This window comes from uncultured Oscillibacter sp. (genome assembly GCF_947654275.1).
Classification (GTDB): Bacteria; Bacillota; Clostridia; order Oscillospirales; family Oscillospiraceae; genus Oscillibacter.
In genome coordinates this window covers 1-21,068 of sequence record NZ_CANTJS010000048.1, presented here as the reverse complement: position 1 = coordinate 21,068, position 21,068 = coordinate 1, and the positions used below count along the sequence as shown (strand labels likewise).

At 62.4% G+C, this 21,068-nt stretch carries 20 protein-coding genes and 1 riboswitch; of the genes, 14 read left to right on the top strand and 6 right to left on the bottom strand.

Features of this window, described 5'->3' with window-relative positions; genetic code table 11:
• The first annotated feature begins 149 nt into the window (after positions 1–149).
• Positions 150–249, top strand: a riboswitch (THF riboswitch).
• 58 nt (positions 250–307) lie between these two features.
• The 5 genes from Q0063_RS11690 (at position 308) to topA (ending at position 7,031) form a co-directional block, all read left to right on the top strand.
• Positions 308–862, top strand: a complete 555-nt coding sequence (locus Q0063_RS11690; RefSeq protein ID WP_297872159.1) for an ECF transporter S component — start codon at positions 308–310, stop codon at positions 860–862.
• Positions 863–881: 19 nt separating this feature from the next.
• Positions 882–2,159, top strand: a complete 1,278-nt coding sequence (locus tag Q0063_RS11685; protein WP_297872158.1) for a folylpolyglutamate synthase/dihydrofolate synthase family protein — start codon at positions 882–884, stop codon at positions 2,157–2,159.
• A 340-nt stretch (positions 2,160–2,499) separates the two neighbouring features.
• On the top strand, positions 2,500–3,282 hold the full coding sequence (locus tag Q0063_RS11680) for an RNA methyltransferase (protein WP_297872157.1): 783 nt from the start codon (positions 2,500–2,502) through the stop codon (positions 3,280–3,282).
• A gap of 146 nt (positions 3,283–3,428) precedes the next feature.
• Positions 3,429–4,670 carry a DNA-processing protein DprA gene (dprA, locus tag Q0063_RS11675; protein WP_297872156.1) on the top strand — a complete coding sequence of 414 codons (1,242 nt, stop codon included), beginning with the start codon at positions 3,429–3,431 and terminating at the stop codon, positions 4,668–4,670.
• A 27-nt stretch (positions 4,671–4,697) separates the two neighbouring features.
• Positions 4,698–7,031, top strand: coding sequence for a type I DNA topoisomerase (gene topA / locus Q0063_RS11670; RefSeq protein WP_297872155.1), 2,334 nt, complete (start codon positions 4,698–4,700; stop codon positions 7,029–7,031).
• Positions 7,032–7,197: 166 nt separating this feature from the next.
• Here the strand turns inward: topA and Q0063_RS11665 are convergent, their stop codons facing one another.
• Complete coding sequence (locus Q0063_RS11665; protein WP_297872154.1) at positions 7,198–7,446, bottom strand: hypothetical protein; 249 nt, start codon at positions 7,444–7,446, stop codon at positions 7,198–7,200.
• A gap of 72 nt (positions 7,447–7,518) precedes the next feature.
• On the opposite strand from Q0063_RS11665, the gene Q0063_RS11660 reads away from it, so the two are divergent.
• The 6 genes from Q0063_RS11660 to rnc all read left to right on the top strand — a co-directional run bounded on the left by Q0063_RS11660 (position 7,519) and on the right by rnc (position 12,486).
• A complete protein-coding gene (locus Q0063_RS11660; RefSeq protein ID WP_297872153.1) occupies positions 7,519–7,728 on the top strand; it encodes a helix-turn-helix domain-containing protein in 210 nt (69 codons plus the stop codon).
• Positions 7,729–8,093: 365 nt separating this feature from the next.
• On the top strand, positions 8,094–8,303 hold the full coding sequence (locus Q0063_RS11655) for a helix-turn-helix domain-containing protein (protein ID WP_297872152.1): 210 nt from the start codon (positions 8,094–8,096) through the stop codon (positions 8,301–8,303).
• A 237-nt stretch (positions 8,304–8,540) separates the two neighbouring features.
• The gene (gene trmFO, locus Q0063_RS11650; protein WP_297872151.1) at positions 8,541–9,860 is read left to right on the top strand and encodes a methylenetetrahydrofolate--tRNA-(uracil(54)-C(5))-methyltransferase (FADH(2)-oxidizing) TrmFO; all 1,320 of its coding nucleotides are present in this window, start codon (positions 8,541–8,543) and stop codon (positions 9,858–9,860) included.
• A gap of 103 nt (positions 9,861–9,963) precedes the next feature.
• Positions 9,964–10,980, top strand: a complete 1,017-nt coding sequence (gene plsX / locus Q0063_RS11645; RefSeq protein WP_297872150.1) for a phosphate acyltransferase PlsX — start codon at positions 9,964–9,966, stop codon at positions 10,978–10,980.
• A 129-nt stretch (positions 10,981–11,109) separates the two neighbouring features.
• Positions 11,110–11,358, top strand: coding sequence for an acyl carrier protein (gene acpP, locus Q0063_RS11640; RefSeq protein ID WP_297872149.1), 249 nt, complete (start codon positions 11,110–11,112; stop codon positions 11,356–11,358).
• Positions 11,359–11,784: 426 nt separating this feature from the next.
• Positions 11,785–12,486, top strand: coding sequence for a ribonuclease III (gene rnc / locus Q0063_RS11635; protein WP_297872148.1), 702 nt, complete (start codon positions 11,785–11,787; stop codon positions 12,484–12,486).
• Between the two features lie 251 nt (positions 12,487–12,737).
• On the opposite strand, the gene gpr is transcribed toward rnc, so the two are convergent.
• Together gpr and Q0063_RS11625 are read right to left on the bottom strand one after the other, a co-directional pair.
• Positions 12,738–13,634 carry a GPR endopeptidase gene (gene gpr / locus Q0063_RS11630; RefSeq protein WP_297872147.1) on the bottom strand — a complete coding sequence of 299 codons (897 nt, stop codon included), beginning with the start codon at positions 13,632–13,634 and terminating at the stop codon, positions 12,738–12,740.
• Between the two features lie 71 nt (positions 13,635–13,705).
• A complete protein-coding gene (locus tag Q0063_RS11625) occupies positions 13,706–14,215 on the bottom strand; it encodes an SLOG family protein (RefSeq protein ID WP_297872146.1) in 510 nt (169 codons plus the stop codon).
• 352 nt (positions 14,216–14,567) lie between these two features.
• Between Q0063_RS11625 and Q0063_RS11620 the strand changes: the two genes are divergently transcribed.
• Positions 14,568–15,038, top strand: a complete 471-nt coding sequence (locus Q0063_RS11620) for an 8-oxo-dGTP diphosphatase (RefSeq protein ID WP_297872145.1) — start codon at positions 14,568–14,570, stop codon at positions 15,036–15,038.
• A gap of 29 nt (positions 15,039–15,067) precedes the next feature.
• Positions 15,068–15,466, top strand: coding sequence for a DUF3783 domain-containing protein (locus Q0063_RS11615; RefSeq protein ID WP_297872144.1), 399 nt, complete (start codon positions 15,068–15,070; stop codon positions 15,464–15,466).
• Between the two features lie 412 nt (positions 15,467–15,878).
• Here Q0063_RS11615 and Q0063_RS11610 read toward each other — a convergent pair whose 3' ends face one another.
• Entirely contained in the window at positions 15,879–17,435 is a 1,557-nt protein-coding gene (locus Q0063_RS11610) for a sodium-dependent transporter (RefSeq protein WP_297872143.1), read from the bottom strand.
• A gap of 246 nt (positions 17,436–17,681) precedes the next feature.
• On the opposite strand from Q0063_RS11610, the gene Q0063_RS11605 reads away from it, so the two are divergent.
• A complete protein-coding gene (locus Q0063_RS11605; protein ID WP_297872142.1) occupies positions 17,682–19,130 on the top strand; it encodes a GNAT family N-acetyltransferase in 1,449 nt (482 codons plus the stop codon).
• A 204-nt stretch (positions 19,131–19,334) separates the two neighbouring features.
• Here Q0063_RS11605 and Q0063_RS11600 read toward each other — a convergent pair whose 3' ends face one another.
• Together Q0063_RS11600 and Q0063_RS11595 are read right to left on the bottom strand one after the other, a co-directional pair.
• Entirely contained in the window at positions 19,335–20,216 is an 882-nt protein-coding gene (locus tag Q0063_RS11600; protein WP_297872141.1) for a PfkB family carbohydrate kinase, read from the bottom strand.
• The gene (locus Q0063_RS11595) at positions 20,213–20,941 is read right to left on the bottom strand and encodes a PHP domain-containing protein (protein WP_297872140.1); all 729 of its coding nucleotides are present in this window, start codon (positions 20,939–20,941) and stop codon (positions 20,213–20,215) included. Before Q0063_RS11595 ends, Q0063_RS11600 begins: the two co-directional genes overlap by 4 nt.
• Positions 20,942–21,068 lie beyond the last annotated feature (127 nt).

Below are 21,068 nucleotides of genomic sequence, written 5' to 3'. Positions count from 1 at the left end.
TCATCCTTCTACTGTTTTCTTCCTTTAATGTCCTACATGTATTGTACTCCTACAGAGCGGATACGCCTCATTTTGATTTCCCTCTTGCATTTTTTCGGAAATGCGCTTATGATAGAGTACGGTTCCCGCCGGACAATGGGAACCAGTCAGGCAGAGTAGGAACACACGTGTTCAAGTGCCGGAGAGACGGGGAGTTGTTCTCTGGACGAAGGGGTTCGCCCCGCAGTGCGTGTTCCGCATCCCGCTGCCGCATATGGGAACGGGCTTCCTTTGTGCGGCATGCTGCCGTATAAAAGGAGGTTTTTTTATGTCCAAGCTAACCACCCGGCGCATCTGCCGCATCGCGGCCCTGGCAGCGCTCAGCTTCCTCTTGAACATGGTGCAGGTCAAGCTGCCCGCCAACCTGCGCATCACCTTCGACTCTCTGCCCATCGTGGTGGGGGCCCTGGCCTTCGGTCCGGTGGACGGGGCCCTGGCGGGACTGGTGGGGGAGTTCTTCACCCAGCTCCTCAGTGAGTACGGCCTCACCGCCACCACGGCCCTGTGGCTGATTCCCCCAGCTCTGCGGGGCATCGTCATCGGTCTTGTCGCCTGGGGCCTCCGGGGAACCGGCCGCCCTCTGGAGAGCCGGCCGGCGCTTTGCTATGGGGTGTGCCTGGCGGCGTCGGTGGTCACGACCCTGGCCAATACCGCCGTCCTCTGGCTGGACAGCCTGCTGTTCCACTACTACAGCTTCGCCATGATCTTTGGCTCGCTGCTGCTGCGGATCACCACCGGCCTGCTCACCGCCATTGCCCTGACCACGGCGGCCATTCCCATTGTGGCGCTGCTGCGGCGGCAGGGGCTGTTCCGGGCGCTGTGAGAGGGAAGGAGGGACCGGCATGACGGGACAAGAGGCCGTCGCCTATATCGAGTCCTTCGGCTGGCAGCAGCGGCCCCCGGGGCTGAACCGCATCCGGGAGCTGCTCCGCCGCCTGGGGAACCCCCAGAGGGAGCTGAGATTCATACACGCCGCCGGCACCAACGGCAAGGGGAGCACCTGCGCCTGCCTGGCCTCCGTTCTGGAGGCGGCGGGCTGGCGGGTGGGCCTGAACACGTCCCCCCACCTGGAGAGCTTCCGGGAGCGCATCCGGGTCAACGGGCGGATGATTTCCGGCAAGGACCTGGGAGCCCTGACGGAGCGGGTCCGGGACGCCGCCGGGGGCATAGAGGAGGGTCCGACGGAGTTCGAACTGCTGACTGCCATCGCCTTTCTGTATTTTTTGCAGGAAAAATGTCAGATTGTAATCCTGGAAACCGGTCTGGGCGGGGCGCTGGACGCCTCCAACGTGATTGACACGCCGGAACTGGCGGTGCTGACCGCCATGGGCATGGACCACGCCGCCATACTGGGCCCCACCCTGTCGGACATCGCCGCCGCCAAGGCGGGGATTATCAAGCCCGGCGGCGCGGTGGTGAGCTTCGGCGGCTGTCCGGAGGCCGACGGGGTATTCCGCCGGACCTGCCGGGAGCGGGGGGCCGGACTGAGGGAGGTGGATTTTTCCCGTCTGTCCCGGGTGCGTCCCTCTCTGGAGGGCACGGCTTTTGACTTCGGTCCCTGGCGGGACCTGTGGATTCCGCTGGCGGGGCGCTATCAGGCGTACAATGCGGCGCTGGCTCTGACGGCTCTGGAGGTTCTGGGGGAGAAGGGCTGGCGGATTTCGGAGGAGGCCCTCCGGCGGGGTTTGTCCGCTGTCCGCTGGCCCGCCCGCTTCGAGCTTCTGCGGCGGAGTCCCGCCGTGGTGATGGACGGGGCCCACAACGCCCACGGAATGCGCGCGGCGGCGGAGAGCCTCCGGACCCTGTTCCCCGGGAAAAAGGCGCTGTTTCTGCTGGGCATCCTGGAGGACAAGGATGCGGCGGAGATGCTGGACCTGCTGGCCCCTCTGGCCGCCTCAGCGGTGGTTCTCCGGCCCAACAGCCCCAGAGCCCTGCCGCCGGAATGGCTCTGCGGCCTGCTGGAGAAGCGGGGGGTTCCCGCCCGGCCCGCCTCCGGCGCCCGGGAGGCCGTGGACGCTGCCCTGGCGGCAGCGGGAAGGGAGGGCCTGGTCTGTGTGCTGGGGTCCCTCTACCTCTGCGGGGAGCTGAGGCCGCTGCTGCTGGAGGGAGCCGCGCCGTAAGGGACGAAGGGGCCCCGCGGATGGGCGGGGGGCTGCCGCGGAGTCCCGCCGCCCTGGGGCCCCTGCGGCGCGTCCAAAAAAGCCGGGAATTTTTTCAGACGCGGGGATGGCCGGGGAATCCTCTCCGGGGTTCTCCGTGCTTTCCCGTCCCCCGAAAGCATGGAGAGCCCGGAAGAAGGGGAGGGGACAGGGTCCCTCCCCTACAGGGGTCAGGCGTAAAGCCGGCCCCCTCCTACTGATAAAATGCGTGAATGGACACTCCCTCTTCTCCGGGCGGCTTGACAAGCCGCCTCAATCCATTTATGATAGAGAGAATCAATCAGGAAAAGGAGCGGGGCCTGTGGAGACCATTACCAGCAAGACCAATCCCCTCTGCACCCATTTCCGGAAGCTGGCGTCCTCCCGCTCCTACCGGGAGAAGACGGGAGAATTTTTGTGCGACAGTCCCAAGCTCCTGGAGGAAGCGAAGCTTTGGGGCGCGCCGGTTCTGGCGGTGCTGTACACCGAGGGGGCGGCGCTGCCCTGGGACCCGGAAGGGCTGTTTCCCCGGGCCGTAAAGGTCAGCGAGGCGGTTATGTGCTCCGTCAGTCCCATGGAGACCCCTCAGGGGGTGGTCTTCTCCTGCCGCTCCCCGCGCTATGTTCCGCCGGAGCGGCTGGAGCCCGACGCCCATGGCCGGATGCGGTATCTGGTACTGGACGGCGTTCAGGATCCCGGCAATGTGGGCACGGTGCTCCGGACGGCGGACGCCTTCGGGGCCACGGTGATTCTGCTGCCTGGCTGCGCCGACCTCAACAACCCCAAGACCCTCCGGGCGGGGATGGGCGTCCATTTCCGGTCTGCTGTCTACCGCTGCACGCTTCCGGAGCTGACGGCGCTGCTGAAGGAGGCGGGCCTGCCCCTCTACGGCGCGGCCCTGCGGGCGGACACCGCGGACGTCCGGGAGCTGGACCTGAGCTGCTGCGCCATGGCCGTGGGCAGCGAGGGCCGGGGCCTGTCGGCGGAGGTGCTGGCGGCCTGCGGCAGGACCATCCGGATTCCCATGGACACGAAATGCGAATCCCTGAACGCGGCGGCGGCGGCCTCGGTGCTGCTGTGGGAGGCGGCCAGGGGGGACCTGTGAGGAGATGATTCCCGCCGTCCGGCCGCCCTGGCCGGGGCCGGGGACCCGAAGTTGTTAAAAATTCGTGAAACCTTGAAAAAAGTTCTTGCGTTCGCGTCTTATTTATATATAGTAGAGAGAACTCTTGGCAAAGGGAGGGGCGGGACATGCTGAAATACTGGTTGTGGCTGGCGGAGCTGCCGGGGCTTCAGAATCAGGCACGGCTGGCGCTGCTGCGCCATTTCGGATCTCCGGAACATATTTTTTACGCCGATGAGGAAGAACTGCTTCTGGCGGAGGATGTGCCCCGGAAGCAGGCAAGGCTGGCCCTGAACCGGGACCTGTCCGAGGCCAACCGGATTTTGGCGGACTGCCAGCGGCTGAATCTGCGGATTCTGACCATTCAGGACGCGGAATATCCGGACCGTCTGAGGAATATCTACGACCCGCCCTGCGTGCTGTACGTGAAGGGACGGCTGCCGGCCTTTGACGAGGAGGCCGCCATTGCCGTGGTGGGCGTCCGGGAGTGCACGCCCTACGGCGCTGCCTGCGCCCAGAAGCTGGGCTACGGTCTGGCGGCAGGCGGCGGCCTGGTGGTGACGGGTCTGGCCAAGGGGGTGGACGCCGCCGCGGCCCAGGGCGCTCTTCTTGCCGGGGGCCGTGTGGCCGGCGTGGTGGGCAACGGCCTGGACGTCCGGTATCCCTATGAGAGCCGGGCGCTCTATGACGACGTGCCGGCGGCGGGGGTGCTGCTCTCGGAATATCCGCCGGGGGCCCCGCCGGACAAGCACCATTTCCCGGTGCGGAACCGCATCCTCGCCGGACTGTCTGTGGCGGCGCTGGTGGTGGAGGCCCCGGTTCGGAGCGGCGCGCTGATTACCGCCCGGCTGGCGGCGGAGCAGGGACGGGACGTTTTTGCCGTCCCCGGCCCCATCGACGCGCCGGACAGCGCCGGATGTCTCCGCCTGATTCAGGACGGCGCGGGGTCTGTGACGGAGGCCTGGGATATACTGAGCGTCTATGAGGCCCGGTTTCCGGGGAAGCTGCGGCGGGGCCGGTCCATGAAGGGATACAGGCCCGCGCCCCGGCGGCAGAGCCAGCCCGGCGCCCTGCCGGTTCCGGAGACCCCGGAGCCGGAGACAAGAGAACCGGCAAAAAAACCGCCGGAGGCGGCTGAGCAGGCGGAGATGAAGCGTGTGAGCGCGGAGGCCCTGACGGACGACCAGATCGCCCTGCTGGGCGTTCTGGAGCCGGAGGAGGCCATTCAGGTGGACGACATGATTCAGCGCACCGGCATTCCCGCCCGGCGGGTGCTGTCGGCGCTGACGGTGCTGGAGATTGACGGCTGCGTCTGCCAGCACAGCGGCAAGCGGTATACCAGGACCGCCGTCCTGGAGCATTCAGAATGAGGAGCTGGAAGCGAGGTAATCGGAAGTATGGGTAAACAGCATTTGGTCATCGTGGAGTCCCCGGCGAAGGCCAAGACCATCGGAAAGTATTTGGGGAAGGATTTTACCGTCAAGGCCTGCATGGGCCATCTGCGGGACCTGCCGAAGAGCAAGCTGGGCGTGGACCCGGAGCAGGATTTTGAACCGGTGTATCAGCCCATCAAGGGCAAGGAAGATATCATCAAGGATTTGAAAAAATCCGCCAAGGCGGCGGACATGGTCTACCTGGCCACCGACCCGGACCGGGAGGGCGAGGCCATTTCCTGGCATCTCAAGCAGCTGCTGGACCTGCCGGAGGAGAAGGCCAGGCGTGTGACCTTCAACGAGATTACCAAAAAGGTGGTTCAGGAGAGCATCCAGAGCCCCCGGGCCATTGACCAGAATCTTGTGGATGCCCAGCAGGCCCGGCGCATTCTGGACCGGCTGGTGGGCTATGAGCTGAGCCCTCTGCTGTGGAAGAAGATTCGCCGGGGTCTCTCCGCCGGGCGGGTGCAGTCTGTGGCTACCCGGATGGTGGACGACCGGGAGCGGGAGATCGAGGCCTTTGAGCCCGAGGAATACTGGACCCTGGACGCCAACCTATTTGGACAGAATAAGCCCTTTTCCGCCCGCTATCACGGCAGGGGCGGCAAAAAAGCAGAGCTGAAATCCGCCGGGGACGTGGAGGCTGTGGTCCGGGAGACGGAAAACGCCGTCTTTTCCGTGAAGAGCGTGAAGCGCACCGACAAGCAGCGCAGCCCCTCACCCCCCTTCACCACCTCCACCATGCAGCAGGAGGCTTCCCGAAAGCTCAGCATGACCCCCCGGCGGACCATGGCCATCGCCCAGCAGCTCTATGAGGGCGTGGACATCGCCGGCGAGGGCTCCGTGGGTCTGATTACCTATATGCGTACCGACTCCCTGCGGATTTCCGAGGAGGCCCTGGCGGACGCGAAGGAGTTTATCCTAGGCCGCTACGGCGCGCCCTATGCCAAAACCAACCGCTACAAGGCCAAAGCCAACGCCCAGGACGCCCATGAGGCCATCCGGCCCAGCAATGTCCGCTGGACGCCGGAGGACCTGAAGGCCGACCTCACCGGGGAGCAGTACCGGCTGTACCGGCTGATCTGGAGCCGGTTTGTGGCCTGCCAGATGTCCAACGCTGTCTATGACAGCGTATCCGTGGAGATCGAGGCGGCGGGCCACGATTTCCGCACCAGCTCCTCCAGCCTGAAATTTGCCGGCTATACCGCCGTCTATGAGGAGGGCAAGGACGAGGAGAAGGAGGAGAAGGCCTCCGCTCTGCCGGATTTGAAGGAAGGGGAGACGGTGGACCTCAAAGCGTTCTCCCGGGACCAGCATTTCACCCAGCCCCCTGCCCGGTACACGGACGCCTCTCTCATCCGGGCCATGGAGGAACAGGGCATCGGCCGCCCCTCGACCTACGCGCCGACGGTCTCCACCATTCTGGACCGGGCCTATGTGGAAAAAGATGGGAAATATCTGAAAATCACCAACCTGGGCCGGGTGGTGACGGAGTTGATGAAGGACAAATTCACCGATATTGCCGACCTGAGCTTCACCGCCCACATGGAGGAAAAACTGGACTCTGTGGAGGAGGGGAATACCCCCTGGAAGGGTGTTCTCCGGGACTTTTACGGGGATTTCGACCGGAATCTCAAGCAGGCGGAGCAGGATTTGGACGGCGTGCGCATCAAGGTGCCCGACGAGGTGTCCACAGAGATCTGCCCGGAGTGCAGCCGGAATTTGGTGGTGAAAATCGGGCGGTTTGGCCGGTTTTTGGCCTGTCCGGGGTTCCCGGAGTGCAGTTTTACCATGCCTCTGGTGGTGGAGATGCCGGGCCGCTGTCCCAAGTGCGGCGGGCGGCTGATGAAGCGCACCGGCAAGAGCAAGAAAAACGGGCGACAGTACACCTATTACTGCTGTGAGCATCTGACCAGCAAGGACGAGGCCCAGAAGTGCGACTTCATGACCTGGGACGTGCCAGTGAAGGACGACTGTCCTTTGTGCGGACACACCTTGTTCAAGAAGGCGGGCCGGGGGGCCCGGAAACCCTTCTGCATCAATCCGGCCTGCGCCAACTTCCTGCCGGAGGAGAAGCGGGGCTATCCCCGCCGCCCCGCCGCCCAGAAGGACGGAGAGGCGGAAGCGCCGGAGGCCGCCGCCGCTGAGAGCGGCGTGAAAAAGACAGCGGCGATAAAGACCGCCAAAAAGACGGCCGCCAAGAAGACTGTCAAAAAGACGGCGGCGAAAAAAACTGCTGCAAAAAAGCCCGCCGCCAAGAAAACTGCCGCCAGGAAAACCGAAGCGCCGGAGGATTAAGAACCTGTATTCACAACCGCTGAACGCTGTCTGAACGGCCTTTTTCCCGCCATACTGCGTCGATTTCCCTTGCAATCCGTCAGGATTGCGGCGGGCGCAAAAGATCTCCTTGTCTGACAGGAAACATTCCCGTCCATCCAGCATCCCCCGGCTATGAATACAGGTTCTAAGAAAGTTCCCGGGCGGCGGCAAAAGCGGCCTGGAACATGGCTTCGTTTTCCAGATTGAGGCGGCAGAGATGAAGAGCGTCGTAGCGGCTGAGCAGTTCCTGGCAGCAATCCGGCAGGAAGGCGGCAAGGGCGCTGCGGACCTGCTCCCGCTCCATGGCGTTGGTGTCCCGTTCACAGCCGTCTATGTAGTGTTCCAGACAGCAATCGGTAAGATGGTCACAGATGGTTTGCATGAGCGGTGTCATAAGAAGTTCCTCCTATAATTGAATTTGTAATTCAATTATAGTGAATTTTAAGTTCTAAGTCAAGGGGGTAGTATGGACATTTTTGCTGAACGCCTGAAAAATCTTCGTAAGGAGGGGCGTTTTACCTCCAAAGAAGTGGCAGAATATATGGGCATCGGGCAGAGGGCATACCTTTATTACGAGTCAGCCGTCCATTACCCCGATGTTCCTGGTCTGATGAAACTGGCGGATTTCTTCGGAGTATCCACGGATTACCTGCTGGGCCGGAGCGACCAGCGCTGACCACTCCCGTGGAGCCACTGCCGTGAGGCCGCTTTCGCGGGGAACTGCTGCCGCAGGGGCCCAAAGGGGCCAGCCCCTTTGGAATCCCCGTCAGGGGGGACACCCCCCTGAATCCCCCCGATGACGGGGGATGAGGGGCGCGCAAGAGCTGCCAGGCCTCGATTCCGCAGGTCTCCGGACCGCGGCACGGCCAAACGGGAGCTGGAGGTCGTTGATTTGGCGCATTTCTCTTTCCGCTGCCGCTCAGTTGTGCTTTCAGTGGCCAATTCATCAGGGTGACATAAAAATCTCTCCTTTTACGCACAGATTATTCGTGTATATACTACACGAATAATTCGGGCGTGTCAAGAGGTGATTGAAGAAATATGGTAAAAATTGCAGAGCGCCTGAGAACATTGCGTAAAGAAAAAAAATTACGGCAGTCTGATGTTGCCAGGTTATTGGGAATTGGAGTGCGGACGTACCAATATTATGAGGGTGACGATCATCGTCCGGATTATGAGATGCTGATTGCATTGGCGGACCTGTTTGGCGTTTCGACGGATTATCTGCTGGGCCGGAGCGACGAACGGTAGGCGGCGGTCTGTCCGGAGGGCCTGATGCGGGTCTGAAAAAAATTTTTTCCCGGCGGTGCACGGCGGCGTGCAGCAAACAGGCGAAGGACGCCCAGCATCAAGAGAGGCCCGCCGAGAACGGCAGCGACCCGCGCCCCGTGATCAGCGTTTCCGAATGCGGAGCGGGGCGGGACGAGCACCAGGGAGGCGGAAGGCCTGTGACTGACAGAAAAACAAGACCCTTATGGAGGTGAACGGATGGAAGCGACAGTAATCGGCGCCGGTCTGGCCGGCAGCGAGGCCGCCTGGCAGCTGGCCCGGCGGGGCGTCCGGGTGACGCTCCGGGAGATGAAGCCGGAGAAGAAGACCCCGGCCCACACCACGGAGTATTTCGCGGAGCTCTGCTGCTCCAACTCCCTGCGGAGCGACCAGCTGGAGAACGCGGTGGGCCTTTTGAAGGAGGAGCTGCGGCGGCTGGACTCTCTGATCCTGTCCTGCGCCGACGCCACACGGGTGGAGGCCGGCGGGGCCCTGGCGGTGGACCGCCACGGCTTTGCCCGGATGGTGACGGAGCGTGTGGCCGGACACCCCAACATCACCGTGGTCCCCGGCGAGGTGACGGACTTTCCGGAGGGGGAGGTGGTGACCGCCTCGGGACCCCTGACCTCCGATATTCTGGCGGAGCGGCTGCGGGAGCTGCTGGGGGAGGAGTCCGCACTGCATTTCTACGACGCGGCGGCCCCTCTGGTGTCCGCCGGGAGCGTGGACATGGAAAAGGCATGGATGGGCTCCCGCTATGACCGGGGGACGGCGGATTATGTCAACTGCCCCATGGACGAGGCGGAATACGACGCCTTTTGGCAGGAGCTGATCCGCGCAGAGGAGGCGGAGGTCCACGGCTTCGAGGACAAACAGGTATTTGAGGGCTGCATGCCCGTGGAGGTCATGGCCCGGCGGGGCCGGGAAACCCTGTGCTATGGGCCGCTGAAGCCCCGGGGGCTGAAGGACCCCCGGACGGGGAAGGAGCCCTACGCGGTGGTGCAGCTGCGGCGGGACAACCGGGAGGGCAGCATCTATAACCTGGTGGGCTTCCAGACGCATCTGCGGTTCCCGGAGCAAAAGCGGGTGTTTTCCATGATTCCCGCCCTCCATGACGCGGAATTCCTCCGCTACGGAGTCATGCACCGGAACACATTTTTGAATTCTCCCCGGCTGCTGGACCGCTATTACCGGCTGAAAAAGGAGTCCCGCATCACCTTTGCCGGGCAGATGACCGGGGTGGAGGGCTACGTGGAATCCGCCGCCAGCGGCTTTCTGGCAGGCGTGGAGCTGGCCCGGCGGCTGCGGGGCCTGCCGCCGGCGGATTTCCCCCGGGAGACCGCCGTGGGGGCCCTGGCGCTGTATGTGTCCAATGAGTCGGTGACGGCGTTCCAGCCCATGAATATCAATTTCGGCATCATGCCGCCTCTGGATCACCGGGTCCGGGGGAAACGGAACAAAAACGCGGAGCTGTCCCGAAGGTCCCTGGAGCTCATCGAGGGGCTGAGGGGAACCGTGCTGGAGGGAATTACGGAGTAATGAGGAGTTAGGAGTTAGGAATTAGGAGTGACTGAAATGACGGAACAATTCCTCATTCCAAATTCCTCATTTCTAATTGAAAGAGAGACAGGGAGGAACTGGCATGAAGATTATCGTAGACGCCATGGGCGGCGACAACGCCCCGGGGGCGATTGTGCAGGGAGCGCTGGAGGCCCACAGGGTCCACGGCGCAGACGTGATTCTGGTGGGCCGGGCGGCGGAGGTGCTGCGGGCCGTGGAGCAGTGCGGCGAGAAAAACCTGCCCGCCGGGGTGGAAATCCGGGACGCCTCGGAGGTGGTGGAGATCGCGGACAACCCCGCCAGGGTGTTTTTGAAGAAAAAAGACTCCTCTCTGGCCGTGGGCCTGCGGATGCTGCGGGACGGCGAGGGGGACGCCCTGGTGTCCGCCGGGTCCACCGGGGCCCTGCTGGCGGGGGCCACTCTGATTCCCAAGACCATCAAGGGCATCCGCCGGGCGGCCATGGGGCCGGTCATTCCCACCGCCGGGGGCCGGGCCATTCTCTGTGACTGCGGGGCCAATACCGACTGCACGCCGGAATTCCTGCTTCAGTTCGCCTATCTGGGGAGCTATTACGCCAAGCGGGTTTTGAAGGTGGAGAACCCCCGGGTGGGTCTTCTGAACATCGGGGCCGAGCCGGAGAAGGGGGACCAGCTCCGCCGGGAGACCCACGCCCTGCTGACGGCGGCAGGGGAGGCGGGGCGCATCCGCTTCGTGGGGAACATCGAGGCCAACGACGCCATGCTGGGCGGGGCGGACGTGCTGGTGGCCGACGGGTTTTCCGGCAACATCATGCTGAAATCCCTGGAGGGCACCGGGAAGTTCCTGCTGAAGGAGCTGAAAAAGGTGTTCCTCTCCAGCGCCAAGACAAAAATCGCGGCGGGACTGGTGAAGGGGGACCTGGCGGCGATGAAAAAGCTGCTGGACCCCAGCGAAATCGGCGGCACGCCCTTCCTGGGCATCTCCAGGCCTGTGGTCAAGGCCCATGGCTCCTCCGACGCCCACGCCATCTGCAACGCGGTGCTCCGGGCGAAGGAGTACGCCGAGAGCGGTTTCATTGCCGACATTCAGGCAAATATCGAATCCATGAAGGTGGAGTGAGACCGCCGGAAGAGATTTAGACAAAATGTGGTGGATGCCTCTTGACAGAGAGGCGGCAGTTGCGTATGATGGGCTCGTGACAATATGCAGGGGGACGTCCCCAAAATTTCCTGAGGAGTGAAGCAAGCAATGTCAAACGAAGAGATTTTTCAGGTTTTGCAGAACCTCGTAGCGGAGCAGTTCGCCAAGGACGCCGAGGAGATCACCATGGACACCGCCTTTGAGGGCGACCTGGGGGCTGACTCCGTGGACCTGGTGGAACTGGTCATGGCCATGGAAGAGGAATTTGAGGTCGGCGAAATCGAGGAAGAGGAGCTGAGCGCTCTGAAAACCGTGGGCGACGCGGTGAACTACATCGCCGGCAGGCTCAATAAATAAGAGCCTGTTTAAAATCCATCGAAACGCCGTCTCAGGGCATCTTTTTCCGCCGATGCTGCGTTGGTTTGACTTGAAATCCGCCAGGATTCCTGCGTCAAACCGCCTTGCCCGGCAAAAAAATCTGCCCCAATCCGGCACTCCGCCGGATTTTAAACAGGCTCTAAGACTGATATTTGAAAAAGCCCGGAGGCGCCGCCCTGGAGCGGCGCTCACTCTGTCGAAAAGCCCTGTCGAAAGCGCCTGATTGAAAAAGCCTTTTCGGCAGAGTGAGCCAGGGGTTCAAAGCCTTGAGAAGGGTTTTGAAAACGTCCTGATTGCAGACGGGGGGAACCCCTGACAGGTTCCCCCCTCCTTTCCGCCGCGTATGATTGACAGTCTCAGACGCCGCCCTGGGGCGGCGTTTCCGGACTTTTAGAGAGGACCATCATGCTGGAATTGGAAAAACTGGAAAACCTGGAAGAAAAACTGAATTATGACTTCCATGACCCGGCCCTTCTGGAGGAGGCACTCTGCCACAGCTCTTATGCCAACGAGCACCGGACTGCCGGGCTCGCCAGCAACGAGCGCCTGGAATTTCTGGGGGACTCTGTTTTGGGCTTCGTGTCGGCGGAATGGCTCTTTGCCCAGCATCCGGATTTGCCGGAGGGAGACCTGACCCGCATCCGGGCGGCTCTTGTGTGCGAGCAGAGCCTGTACGAGGTGGCGCGGCAGCTGGACCTGGGCCGCTACTTGAAGCTGGGCCGGGGAGAAGAAGCCGGCGGCGGCCGGACCCGGACTTCCATTCTGGCAGACGCCACCGAGGCCGTTTTTGCCGCCGTCTATCTGGATGGAGGCATCGCCGCTGCGTCGGCGCTGATTCACCGCTGTCTCCTGGACGCGGAGCGGGAGGAAGAGGTGGAGGAGCGCCGCCGGGACTACAAGACCGCCTTGCAGGAGCGGGTACAGAGGCAGGTGGACCAGGTGCTGACCTACCGCATGGTGGGAGAACAGGGGCCGGACCACGCCAAGACCTTTTCCGCCGAAGTTCTGCTGAATGGGTCGCCCATCGGAAGCGGCACCGGCCACAGCAAAAAGGAGGCGGAGCAGTCCGCCGCCCGCAAGGCCCTGGAAGACATGGGGGCGGAATAAGAACCTTCATAGCCGGGGGCGCCGGACGGGCGGGGATGTTTCCCGCCGGACAGGGAGATTTTTCGTGGCCCGCGGCAGTCCTGACGGATTGCAGGGGAAACCGGCGCGGGTTGGCTGGGAAAAGACCGCTCAGACGGTGTCCAACGGTTGTGAATTCAGGAGCTTAAAAAAACACGGGCGCCCACCGGACGCCCGTGTTTTTTGATGTTTTTAGATATTTTTAGATATTTTTAGATATTTTTTGATGCCGCTCAGGCCAGGAGGGCGTTCATCTCCTCAATCTCCAGGTCCTGAAGGGCCCAGTTGATGCCGTAGCCCACGACCTTGCTCAGCTCCCGGACCTGCTGGTCGATGTCCCGGGTGGTGACCATCAGAGGGGCCTTTCCGTGGCGGAGGCGGGTTTCGTCCAGCTCCGGGATGCCCGCCTCCTCCAGCAGGTCCGCCGCCAGGGTGGCGGCGTCCACCACGGTGGGAACGCCGATGGAGAGAACCGGGACGCCAAGGGTCTCCCGGTTCAGCGCCGCCCGGTGGTTCCCCACGCCGGAGCCGGGGACAATGCCGGTGTCTGTGAGCTGGACCGTGGTGCACATCCGGTTTACCCGCCGGGCCGCCAGAGCGTCCACGGCGATAATCAGGGCGGGCTTCACCTCCGCCGCCAGGCCCCGCACCGTCTCGGCGGACTCCACGCCGGTGAGGCCCAGCACGCCCGTCCGGAAGGCCGCCACAGGGCGGAAGCCGGCGAAGTGCCTGGGCATGGCGGACACCAGGTGCCGTGTGACCAGCACACTGTCCAGAGACAGGGGGCCCACGGCGTCCGGCGTCATGGCCCTGTTTCCCAGACCCACCACCAGGGCGGGACCCTCCGCCGGCAGCATGGCCTTCAGCTGACCGCCTACGGCCCGGACCGCCCGCTCGAAAAAGTCCGCCTTCCTCTGCCAGAAGCTGCTGAGATCAATGGTGAGATAACTGCCCTGGGGCTTGCCCAGGGCTTCCTCGCCCCGGTGGTCCAGGATGTCCACCCGGGTCACCGGGTAGCCCTCCTCTTTTTGTTTGCTGGCCTTCACGCCGGTGAGGCGGGTGGTTTTTTCGGCTGATTCCTGCCAGAGCTCCCGGGCCTCCAGGGCCAGGTCTGTACGTTTTGTGAACATAGCGTGCTCCTCCCCTCAAAGCATTCGCCTATAGCGTTCCGCGTTTGAGGGCGCAATATACAAGGCCAGCGCTACTCTGATGTGACAGGCAGGTCCACAATGGTCAGACCCCGTTTCATGGCGTAATCCATCGTGTAGCGGGTGCCGCCGGGACTGCCGCTGAACACCGCAATCAGCAGGGAGGCGTGGTTGACCATGTAGCGGTCCCGCCGCTGCATGCAGTAGGGCGTGTAGCTGGAGGAGACCAGGGTCTCAAAGTCGCAGGCCGCCACCAGACGGGCATAGCGGGCCCGCTGGTCCGGGGGCCATGCGCCGTCCTGGCCGGGACAGGGGATGGCCGCCTCCAGCGTGACGCCGGGGTGGGTCTCCCGCAGGGCCAGAACCGCCTCGCAGAAAAAGAGATCACAGCCCAGGGCCATGCCGCAGAGGAAGTGACGGAAGCCGATTTGATAGGCGGATTCCGCCGCGTCGGCAATGCGGCGCTTCAGGTCCCGGCAGCGGGGGTCCCTTTCGTCATACCGCCAGGGGAGCTTTTCGGGGCGGTGGCCGGTGAAACAGCAGCTGGTCAGCCGTTGGGGCATGGCGGGACCTCCTTTCTCCCGGCAGACCGGTTTTCGGACCCGGCGCTCCGCGGACCGCCGGGTTTATGCCTCCAGTATAGAACAATCGTTCTGATTTGTAAAGGGGTTTGTTGAAATCAGGCGCGTCCGTTTACATATTTTATCAGGAGAAGGGGGCGGGCTTGATTGCCTGGACCTTACGGTAATGCCCGCAGGGGCGGGCCTCTGCGCCCGCCCGTTTTCCCAATGATGCCAGGCTTCTGGGAGACGGGCCGGTTCGCCTTTCGGGAGACGGGAAAAATTCGGCCTTTCCCTTTGGGGCGGATGAGGGTATAATGATGGGGAGCCATGACGGAGAAAGGGGAAGGGACGGATGCTGAATTCAACACTGTGCTATCTGGAGCGGGACGGGGAATATCTGATGCTCCACCGGGTAAAAAAAGAACACGACCTGAATCAGGGAAAGTGGATTGGCGTGGGCGGTAAATTTCAGGAGGGGGAGAGCCCCGAGGACTGCATCCTCCGGGAGTGCCGGGAGGAAACGGGGCTGACCCTGACGGACTACCGCTATCGGGGGTTGGTGACCTTTGTATCCGACCAGGCCCCTACGGAATACATGCACCTCTTCACCGCCACGGCCTGGACGGGGGAGCCTCATCCCTGCGACGAGGGGGAACTGGCCTGGATTGAAAAGACGGCGCTGCTGTCTCTGACCCTGTGGGAGGGGGACAGGATTTTCCTGGGACTGCTGGAGACAGAGGCGGCTTTTTTCTCGCTGAAGCTCCGCTATGAGGGGGAGCGGCTGATTCAGGCCGTTCTGAACGGAAAAGAGCTGGACCGCTGACCGGAGCTCAAAAAAGGAAGGCATGGACTATGAAGAAGAACAAAAAGGCCCTGAAAAAAACGGAAGGCGTCAAAAAAATACTCCTCTTTGGCTTTGAGGACCTGCGGATGATTCTGGCAATGGAGGCGGCTGCCCGGTCCTTTGGGGCGGAGACGGCGGCGGTGCCCCGGAACTGCTGGGGCCAGACCCTGGGGGAGCTGGCGGAAAAAGGCCCCCGTCCGGGGGCTGGGACCGCCGGAGATGCCGCCGGGCAGATGCTGGTGCTCTGCGGTCTGGACGGGGAGCTGGACGCCCTGCTGCCGGCCCTGAGGGCCGCCGGGGCGGGCTGCGTCAAGGCCGTGCTCACGGAGCGGAACCGGAGCTGGACCGCCGCCCGGCTCTATCGGGAATTGCAGAGGGAGCGGCAGGCCCTGGAGGGGGGCCGGTAAAAAAGCCGGTGGAAACAAAAAAGCCGGCGGGGCGGCGGAAGCAAAAAGACCGGCAAGGGGAATGTCCTATTGGCAGATTTTATTTTGCAGGGGCTGCCCTGTTGAGCGGCCTGATGTGGGGGCCGGGTTTTGTATCGGCGGGCCGCCGAGGGCGGCGGCCCCTACACCATGGTCCTGTGATAAAATGCGGGAGGGGACAGAGGCCCTCCCCTACATGGCATTCCCGCTATAAAATGAGCAGATGGACACGTTTCCCGGCAAGGCAGGGCTTGCAATTTCCGGGGAATTTGGTATAGTGGTAGAGGTCGAGAAGACCAAAAGACCCCAAAAACCCCAAAACCAAAAACGCAAAAAAACGAGCGGAGCCGAAGCTCCGCCCGTTTCAAGGTTCCATGGGTTCTGTTCAGGAGGCTTACAGCCGTTCCTTCCGCTTGGGAGAGGTGAAGGCCACAAACCAGGATGCAATCAGGATGACCGCGCCGATGCCGTAGCCCACATAGTAGAAGTTGATCTTGCTTCCCTCGTGGGAGAAGTAGTCGCCTACCTGGCCGCCCAGGATGAAGGCCATGGCGATGGGCACAATAAACATCAGGCAGATCTGCATGAACTTGTTCAGCCAGTGGATCTGCTCCGCGCCGTGGTGGATCTCGTCGGTGATGGGCTTGACGCCGATCTCCCAGCCAATCATGACGCTCATCAGCAGCGCGCCGGCGGGCATGGCCAGACCCTCGGACAGGCAGTCCATGAAGTCCAGCCAGCAGTCGTTAAAGCTGCCGATGATGCCCAGGGATTTCTGGAAGGGGACCCAGATGTTCAGTACGTTGGTGCCCAGGCCGTCCACAGCCACGATGGCCGCCTCAATCATAATGGCGAAGCACACCCAGAAAACAGTCTTGGGCCGGTTGCCCTGTTTGCCCTTGGCCTCCGCATGGTCCAGCAGGAAGGTGGTAATCACCTCAATGAGGGCGATGGCGGAGGAAATGGCGGCAATCAGTACCAGCAGGTAGAAAATCACGCCGAACAGAGGGCCGATGGCGCCCATGGCCTGGAACACGTCCTGAAGGGTGACAAACAGCAGCTTGGGGCCGCTGAGGGTGGCGCTGGGACCGTAGGTTGCCACGGCGGCGGGGATGACGGCGATGCCCGCCATGATGGCCACCAGGGTGTCCGCGATGACCACCACCACGGAGTTCTTCACAATATTCTGCGACTTCTTCATATAGGAGCCGTAGGTGATGGTGATGCCCATGGCCAGAGACAGGGAGAAGAACATCTGCCCGCCGGCGGTGGCCAGCACGGAGATCAGGCCGGGAGCCGACTCAATGAAGCCCGCCTGCACCGCGTAGCCGGGGACGAACATGAACTTCACACCCTCCATGGCGCCGGGCAGCGTCAGGGAGCGGACGATGATGATGCAGAGCATCACGAACAGGGCCGGCATACCCACATTATTGAACTTCTCAATGCCCCCGGAGATGCCGCCCCGGTTGATGAGGTAGCAGATAATCATGAAGAGCAGTGTAAACATGACGCAGCCGAAGGGATTGCTCAGCATGGCCCCGAAGAGGTCGGACCCCGTCTTGATCTCCGCCCCGGCGAAGGCCAGGTTGCTCAGGTTCAGAGACATATACTCAATGCAGTAGCCGCCCAGAACCGAGTAGAAGCTCATGATGACAAAGGGCGCAAACACCGCCAGCCAGCCTACCCACTTGAAGCGTCCGGACAGGGCGTGGTACGCCCCGATGGTGCCCTTGCCGGTGTTGCGGCCCATGGCCAGTTCCGCCATCATGATGCTGAAGCCCACGAAGATTGCCAGCAGCAAGTAGATGATCAGGAAGGTAAAGCCGCCGGACTTGCCCATTTTATAGGGGAAGCCCCAGATATTGCCCAGGCCCACTGCGGAGCCGATGGCCGCCATGAGAAAGCCGATGTTGCTTCCCCAGGAGCCTCTTTCATTCCCATTTCCCATTGCTTTCATCTCCTATTCATTCTATAATGTGTGTTAAATATACTATAGATTCGCCCCCCCGTCAAGGAAATGTGGAAAAATAACACAGATACGGAGGAGAATGTCCGCCTGAGGTGGACAAAACGCCTGCCGGGACGGTATTCACGCCGCCGGCGGCGGCCCGCCGGGGGAGCGGAAACGCGGGGGAAGCTCAAAAATGCAGGAAGAAACGAACAGATTAAATAAAAAAGGACAAGGACTGAAATCATGATCAATTTCAAACAGGTGATGAGCCGCCAGATGGCGAGCCGGGACGCGGAGAAGCTGCGGAGGTACTACGAGAGCTGTGATTACGGCCTGTGTGAATACTCCCTGGGGACCAAGCTCATGTGGAGCTTCAAGTATCATCCGGTCTGGGCGGAGGTGGCCGGCTGCCTGGTGGTGCGGAACACCGACGAGGGAAAATGGCTCTTTGACTATCCCGTTCCCGGCCCCGAGGGGGACGAGGACGCCGCCCTGGACGCCATTGAGGCCTACTGCCTGGAAAACGAAGCCGTTCCGGTGATCTCCGTGGTGCCGGAGTGCAAGGCGGCCCGGCTGCTGACCCGCTATCCCTATGTCCAGGTCAGCGACATCCGCACCTGGCGGGACTATATCTATGACCGGAAGGATCTCCAGCTCTTCGCGGGGCGGCGGTACTCCGGCCAGCGGAACCACATCAAGAAATTCCGGGCCCAGTGGCCCGACGCGGAGGTCCGGCGGCTGACGGCGGCGGACGCCCCTGTGATTGAGCGGTTCTGGGCGGACTACGAGGCGGAATTCCCCAAGGGGGACAACGAAAAGGCGCTGGTGGAGCTGAGTCGGGCCAAGGGTATGCTGAAAATGGCGGGAAAGCCCTGGTTTGTGGCCGGGGGCATGTTCGATGGGGACAAGCTGATTGCCCTGGCCCTGGCGGAGAAATGCGGCGAGACCCTCATTATTCACATTGAAAAGGCGTTGTATTCCTACACCGGGGTCTATCCCACCTTTGTCCAGGCCTTCGCGGATGCCTTTGGCCGGGACTGCCAGTGGGTCAACCGGGAGGACGACGCGGCGGATAAGGGGCTCAGGACCTCCAAGCTCCAATATGGCCCGGTGAAGCTGGCTCCCAAATACTGCTTTACGCCTCAGAACGCCCTGCACCGCCATGTGGGGGAGATTCCGGAGCTGAAGACCCAGCGCCTGACCCTCTCCGCCCTGACAATGGAGGACGCGCCCGCTTACAACGCCCTGGTGCTGGACCGGGAGTGGAACCGCTGGTGGGACTTTACCTATGCGGACGGCCAGTTCCGGCCTGCGGAGGTTCCGGACGGGAACAGGACCGCAGGGGATGAGGGCTGTTTCATCTACGAGGCACGGGCTGCCTTTGCCAGCCGCAAGATGGTGACCTTCGCCGTGCGGCTGGACGGGAAGCTGATTGGCGAGGCGGTTCTCCACGGCTTCGACAGCCGGGGCGGCGCGGAGGTGGGCTGCCGGATTGCCCCTGCCTACGCCGGCTGCGGCTACGGCACGGAGGCCATCACGGCGGCGGCGGACTGGGGCCTGTACAAGGTCCACCTGAGCCGGGTGCTGGCCCGGTGCTTCAAGGAGAATCAGACGTCCTTCAAAATGCTGTCCTCCTTCATGCGGCGGAAGGGGGAGGACGAGACGTTTTACTACTTTGAGAAGCTGGTATAAGCCCGCTTTCCCCGAGAGGCGGAGGAGCTTTCCGGCTGCGGATGCGTGTCTCCCAGTGCGGCAGCTTCGCCGCCGCGGGAGCTCCCTTCCGAACGGGCCGGGACGCCCCCGCGGAGAAGAGACGGACGCAAGGATGCAAAAACGCAAAAAAGCAAAAAAAGCAAAAAAGGTCCCCGGCAGACGCCGGGGGCCTTCGCTGTGTATTTAATAGAACTCCCTGATGTACGCCTCCACGTCGGCGCGGGTGCCCATGTAGGGCCCCGGCGTCTCCATTTTCAGGGAGACCAGGGCCGTGGCGGTCTGGAGGGCTGTGGGGATGTCCTGGGTCAGCCGCTCATTGATGTACCCGGCAAAGGTGGTGTCCCCCCGGCCGGTGCGGCCGGAGAGGCTCCGGGCCTTGATGGGGCAGGTGTAGATCTCTTTGCCGTCATAGACCAGGACCTCGGTGTTGTGGGTAATCAGGATTTCCTGAGCGCCCCAGCCGTAGAGAACCTTAGCGGCCTCCGCCCGGTCGGTGAGGCCGGTGAGAATCTCCGCCTCGGCGGCGTCGGTCTTCAGGAAGCGGACATAGGGCAGCAGCTCCTTCTTGGCCGCCCAGTCGTGATAGACCATGCCGCCGTTCTCCTCCCAGCGGAGCATGCACTGCACGTCGATGGCCAGCATGGCGCGCTTCGCGGCGAAGGGCAGGAACTCGTCGGGGATGTCGCCCCCCACAAGGCCCGCCAGATGCCAGATTTTCGCGTCGATCTCCTCCGGGACCTCCTCGGGGCGGTAGGGATCAATCTTGCTGTCCACGGTGGAGGTCCGCCGCTCCCGGTCCGGGGTGTGGTAGACATTTTTGGTGACGAAGGAATGGGTGCTGTGGAGGGGGAAAACGGTGATGTTGGGGGCGGCGGCGAAGGCGGCGCTCAGGTCCACCTGGGCGGTGTCCGCCTTGGGCAGGACGGCGATTTTGTGGCCGATGCCCGCGGCGGCGAAGCCGGAGTAATACACCGCTCCGCCGGTGGCCTGGACCACCGTGCCGTCATAGTCCACATTGGTATCCACGGCGGTTTCGCCGATGATGAGAGAATCAAACTGGCTCATTTCGTTTCCTCCTTCCGAATGGCCTCGTCGGCCTCCACAAAGTCCTGGAATTCCGGGCTCCACAGGTGGAACTGCCGGGTTTCAATCAAATGCTTATAGGCGAAGGAATCATGGACCCGCTCCGGCAGAATGACGGCGGTCCGGGCCTCGTCGCCGTCCCGGTGGGTATCGGAGCCGGCCAGACGGCAGTACTCCGGATGACGGCGGCAGAGGGACAGGGCTTTGTCGTTATTGTTTTCATGGCGGGGGTTTCCGTTGATAATTTCCGCGCCGTGGACGGCGGTCTCCTGAACCGGGGCGCTGCCCTTGCGGAAGGGGTGGGCGTGGATAATCAGGACCTCGCTGTGGAATTTATCAAAGAATTCCTGGGCGCTCATGCAGCAGGCATAGGGGTGGGAGCGGAGCCACTGTTCGTCGATGCCGTAGACCAGGTAGTCGTTGTCGTTTTCGGGAAAGCGGAATTCCGCCCCCAGAATGACGTCGAAGCCCACCTCGTCGCCCCGCTTTTTGGAGGCGTGATAACCGCTGAGATAGTGGTCCATGACCAGGTCCCAGTTGTGTTCGGTGTCGATGCGGGAGAGGTATTCGGGGTGCAGATGGTCTGTGACCACCAGGCCGGTGAAGCCGCTGCGGACGTACCGGTCCACCACGTCGGCGGCATAGAGATGGCCGCAGCGGCTGGTTTCGGCGGTGTGCGTATGGGGATCGTAGCGATAGCCGTTCATAGTTTAGAGCCTTCTTTCCAGTATAAGTTAGGAATTAGTAATTAGGAGTTTGGAATTAGTAATTAGGAGTTAGGAATTAGTAATTAGGAGTTAGGAATTAGTAATTAGGAGTTAGGAATTAGTAATT

What these genes read in the sequence shown, in the direction of transcription:
- Q0063_RS11620 (WP_297872145.1), top strand. Translation starts at nt 14,568, where the DNA reads ATGCTGAATTCAACACTGTGCTATCTGGAGCGGGACGGGGAATATCTG.
- Q0063_RS11605 (WP_297872142.1), top strand. Translation starts at nt 17,682, where the DNA reads ATGATCAATTTCAAACAGGTGATGAGCCGCCAGATGGCGAGCCGGGAC.
- gpr (WP_297872147.1), bottom strand. Translation starts at nt 13,634, where the DNA reads ATGTTCACAAAACGTACAGACCTGGCCCTGGAGGCCCGGGAGCTCTGG.
- Q0063_RS11625 (WP_297872146.1), bottom strand. Translation starts at nt 14,215, where the DNA reads ATGCCCCAACGGCTGACCAGCTGCTGTTTCACCGGCCACCGCCCCGAA.
- Q0063_RS11600 (WP_297872141.1), bottom strand. Translation starts at nt 20,216, where the DNA reads ATGAGCCAGTTTGATTCTCTCATCATCGGCGAAACCGCCGTGGATACC.
- Q0063_RS11615 (WP_297872144.1), top strand. Translation starts at nt 15,068, where the DNA reads ATGAAGAAGAACAAAAAGGCCCTGAAAAAAACGGAAGGCGTCAAAAAA.
- Q0063_RS11660 (WP_297872153.1), top strand. Translation starts at nt 7,519, where the DNA reads ATGGACATTTTTGCTGAACGCCTGAAAAATCTTCGTAAGGAGGGGCGT.
- Q0063_RS11690 (WP_297872159.1), top strand. Translation starts at nt 308, where the DNA reads ATGTCCAAGCTAACCACCCGGCGCATCTGCCGCATCGCGGCCCTGGCA.
- topA (WP_297872155.1), top strand. Translation starts at nt 4,698, where the DNA reads ATGGGTAAACAGCATTTGGTCATCGTGGAGTCCCCGGCGAAGGCCAAG.
- Q0063_RS11685 (WP_297872158.1), top strand. Translation starts at nt 882, where the DNA reads ATGACGGGACAAGAGGCCGTCGCCTATATCGAGTCCTTCGGCTGGCAG.
- trmFO (WP_297872151.1), top strand. Translation starts at nt 8,541, where the DNA reads ATGGAAGCGACAGTAATCGGCGCCGGTCTGGCCGGCAGCGAGGCCGCC.
- Q0063_RS11595 (WP_297872140.1), bottom strand. Translation starts at nt 20,941, where the DNA reads ATGAACGGCTATCGCTACGATCCCCATACGCACACCGCCGAAACCAGC.
- acpP (WP_297872149.1), top strand. Translation starts at nt 11,110, where the DNA reads ATGTCAAACGAAGAGATTTTTCAGGTTTTGCAGAACCTCGTAGCGGAG.
- rnc (WP_297872148.1), top strand. Translation starts at nt 11,785, where the DNA reads ATGCTGGAATTGGAAAAACTGGAAAACCTGGAAGAAAAACTGAATTAT.
- Q0063_RS11610 (WP_297872143.1), bottom strand. Translation starts at nt 17,435, where the DNA reads ATGGGAAATGGGAATGAAAGAGGCTCCTGGGGAAGCAACATCGGCTTT.
- Q0063_RS11665 (WP_297872154.1), bottom strand. Translation starts at nt 7,446, where the DNA reads ATGACACCGCTCATGCAAACCATCTGTGACCATCTTACCGATTGCTGT.
- dprA (WP_297872156.1), top strand. Translation starts at nt 3,429, where the DNA reads ATGCTGAAATACTGGTTGTGGCTGGCGGAGCTGCCGGGGCTTCAGAAT.
- plsX (WP_297872150.1), top strand. Translation starts at nt 9,964, where the DNA reads ATGAAGATTATCGTAGACGCCATGGGCGGCGACAACGCCCCGGGGGCG.
- Q0063_RS11655 (WP_297872152.1), top strand. Translation starts at nt 8,094, where the DNA reads ATGGTAAAAATTGCAGAGCGCCTGAGAACATTGCGTAAAGAAAAAAAA.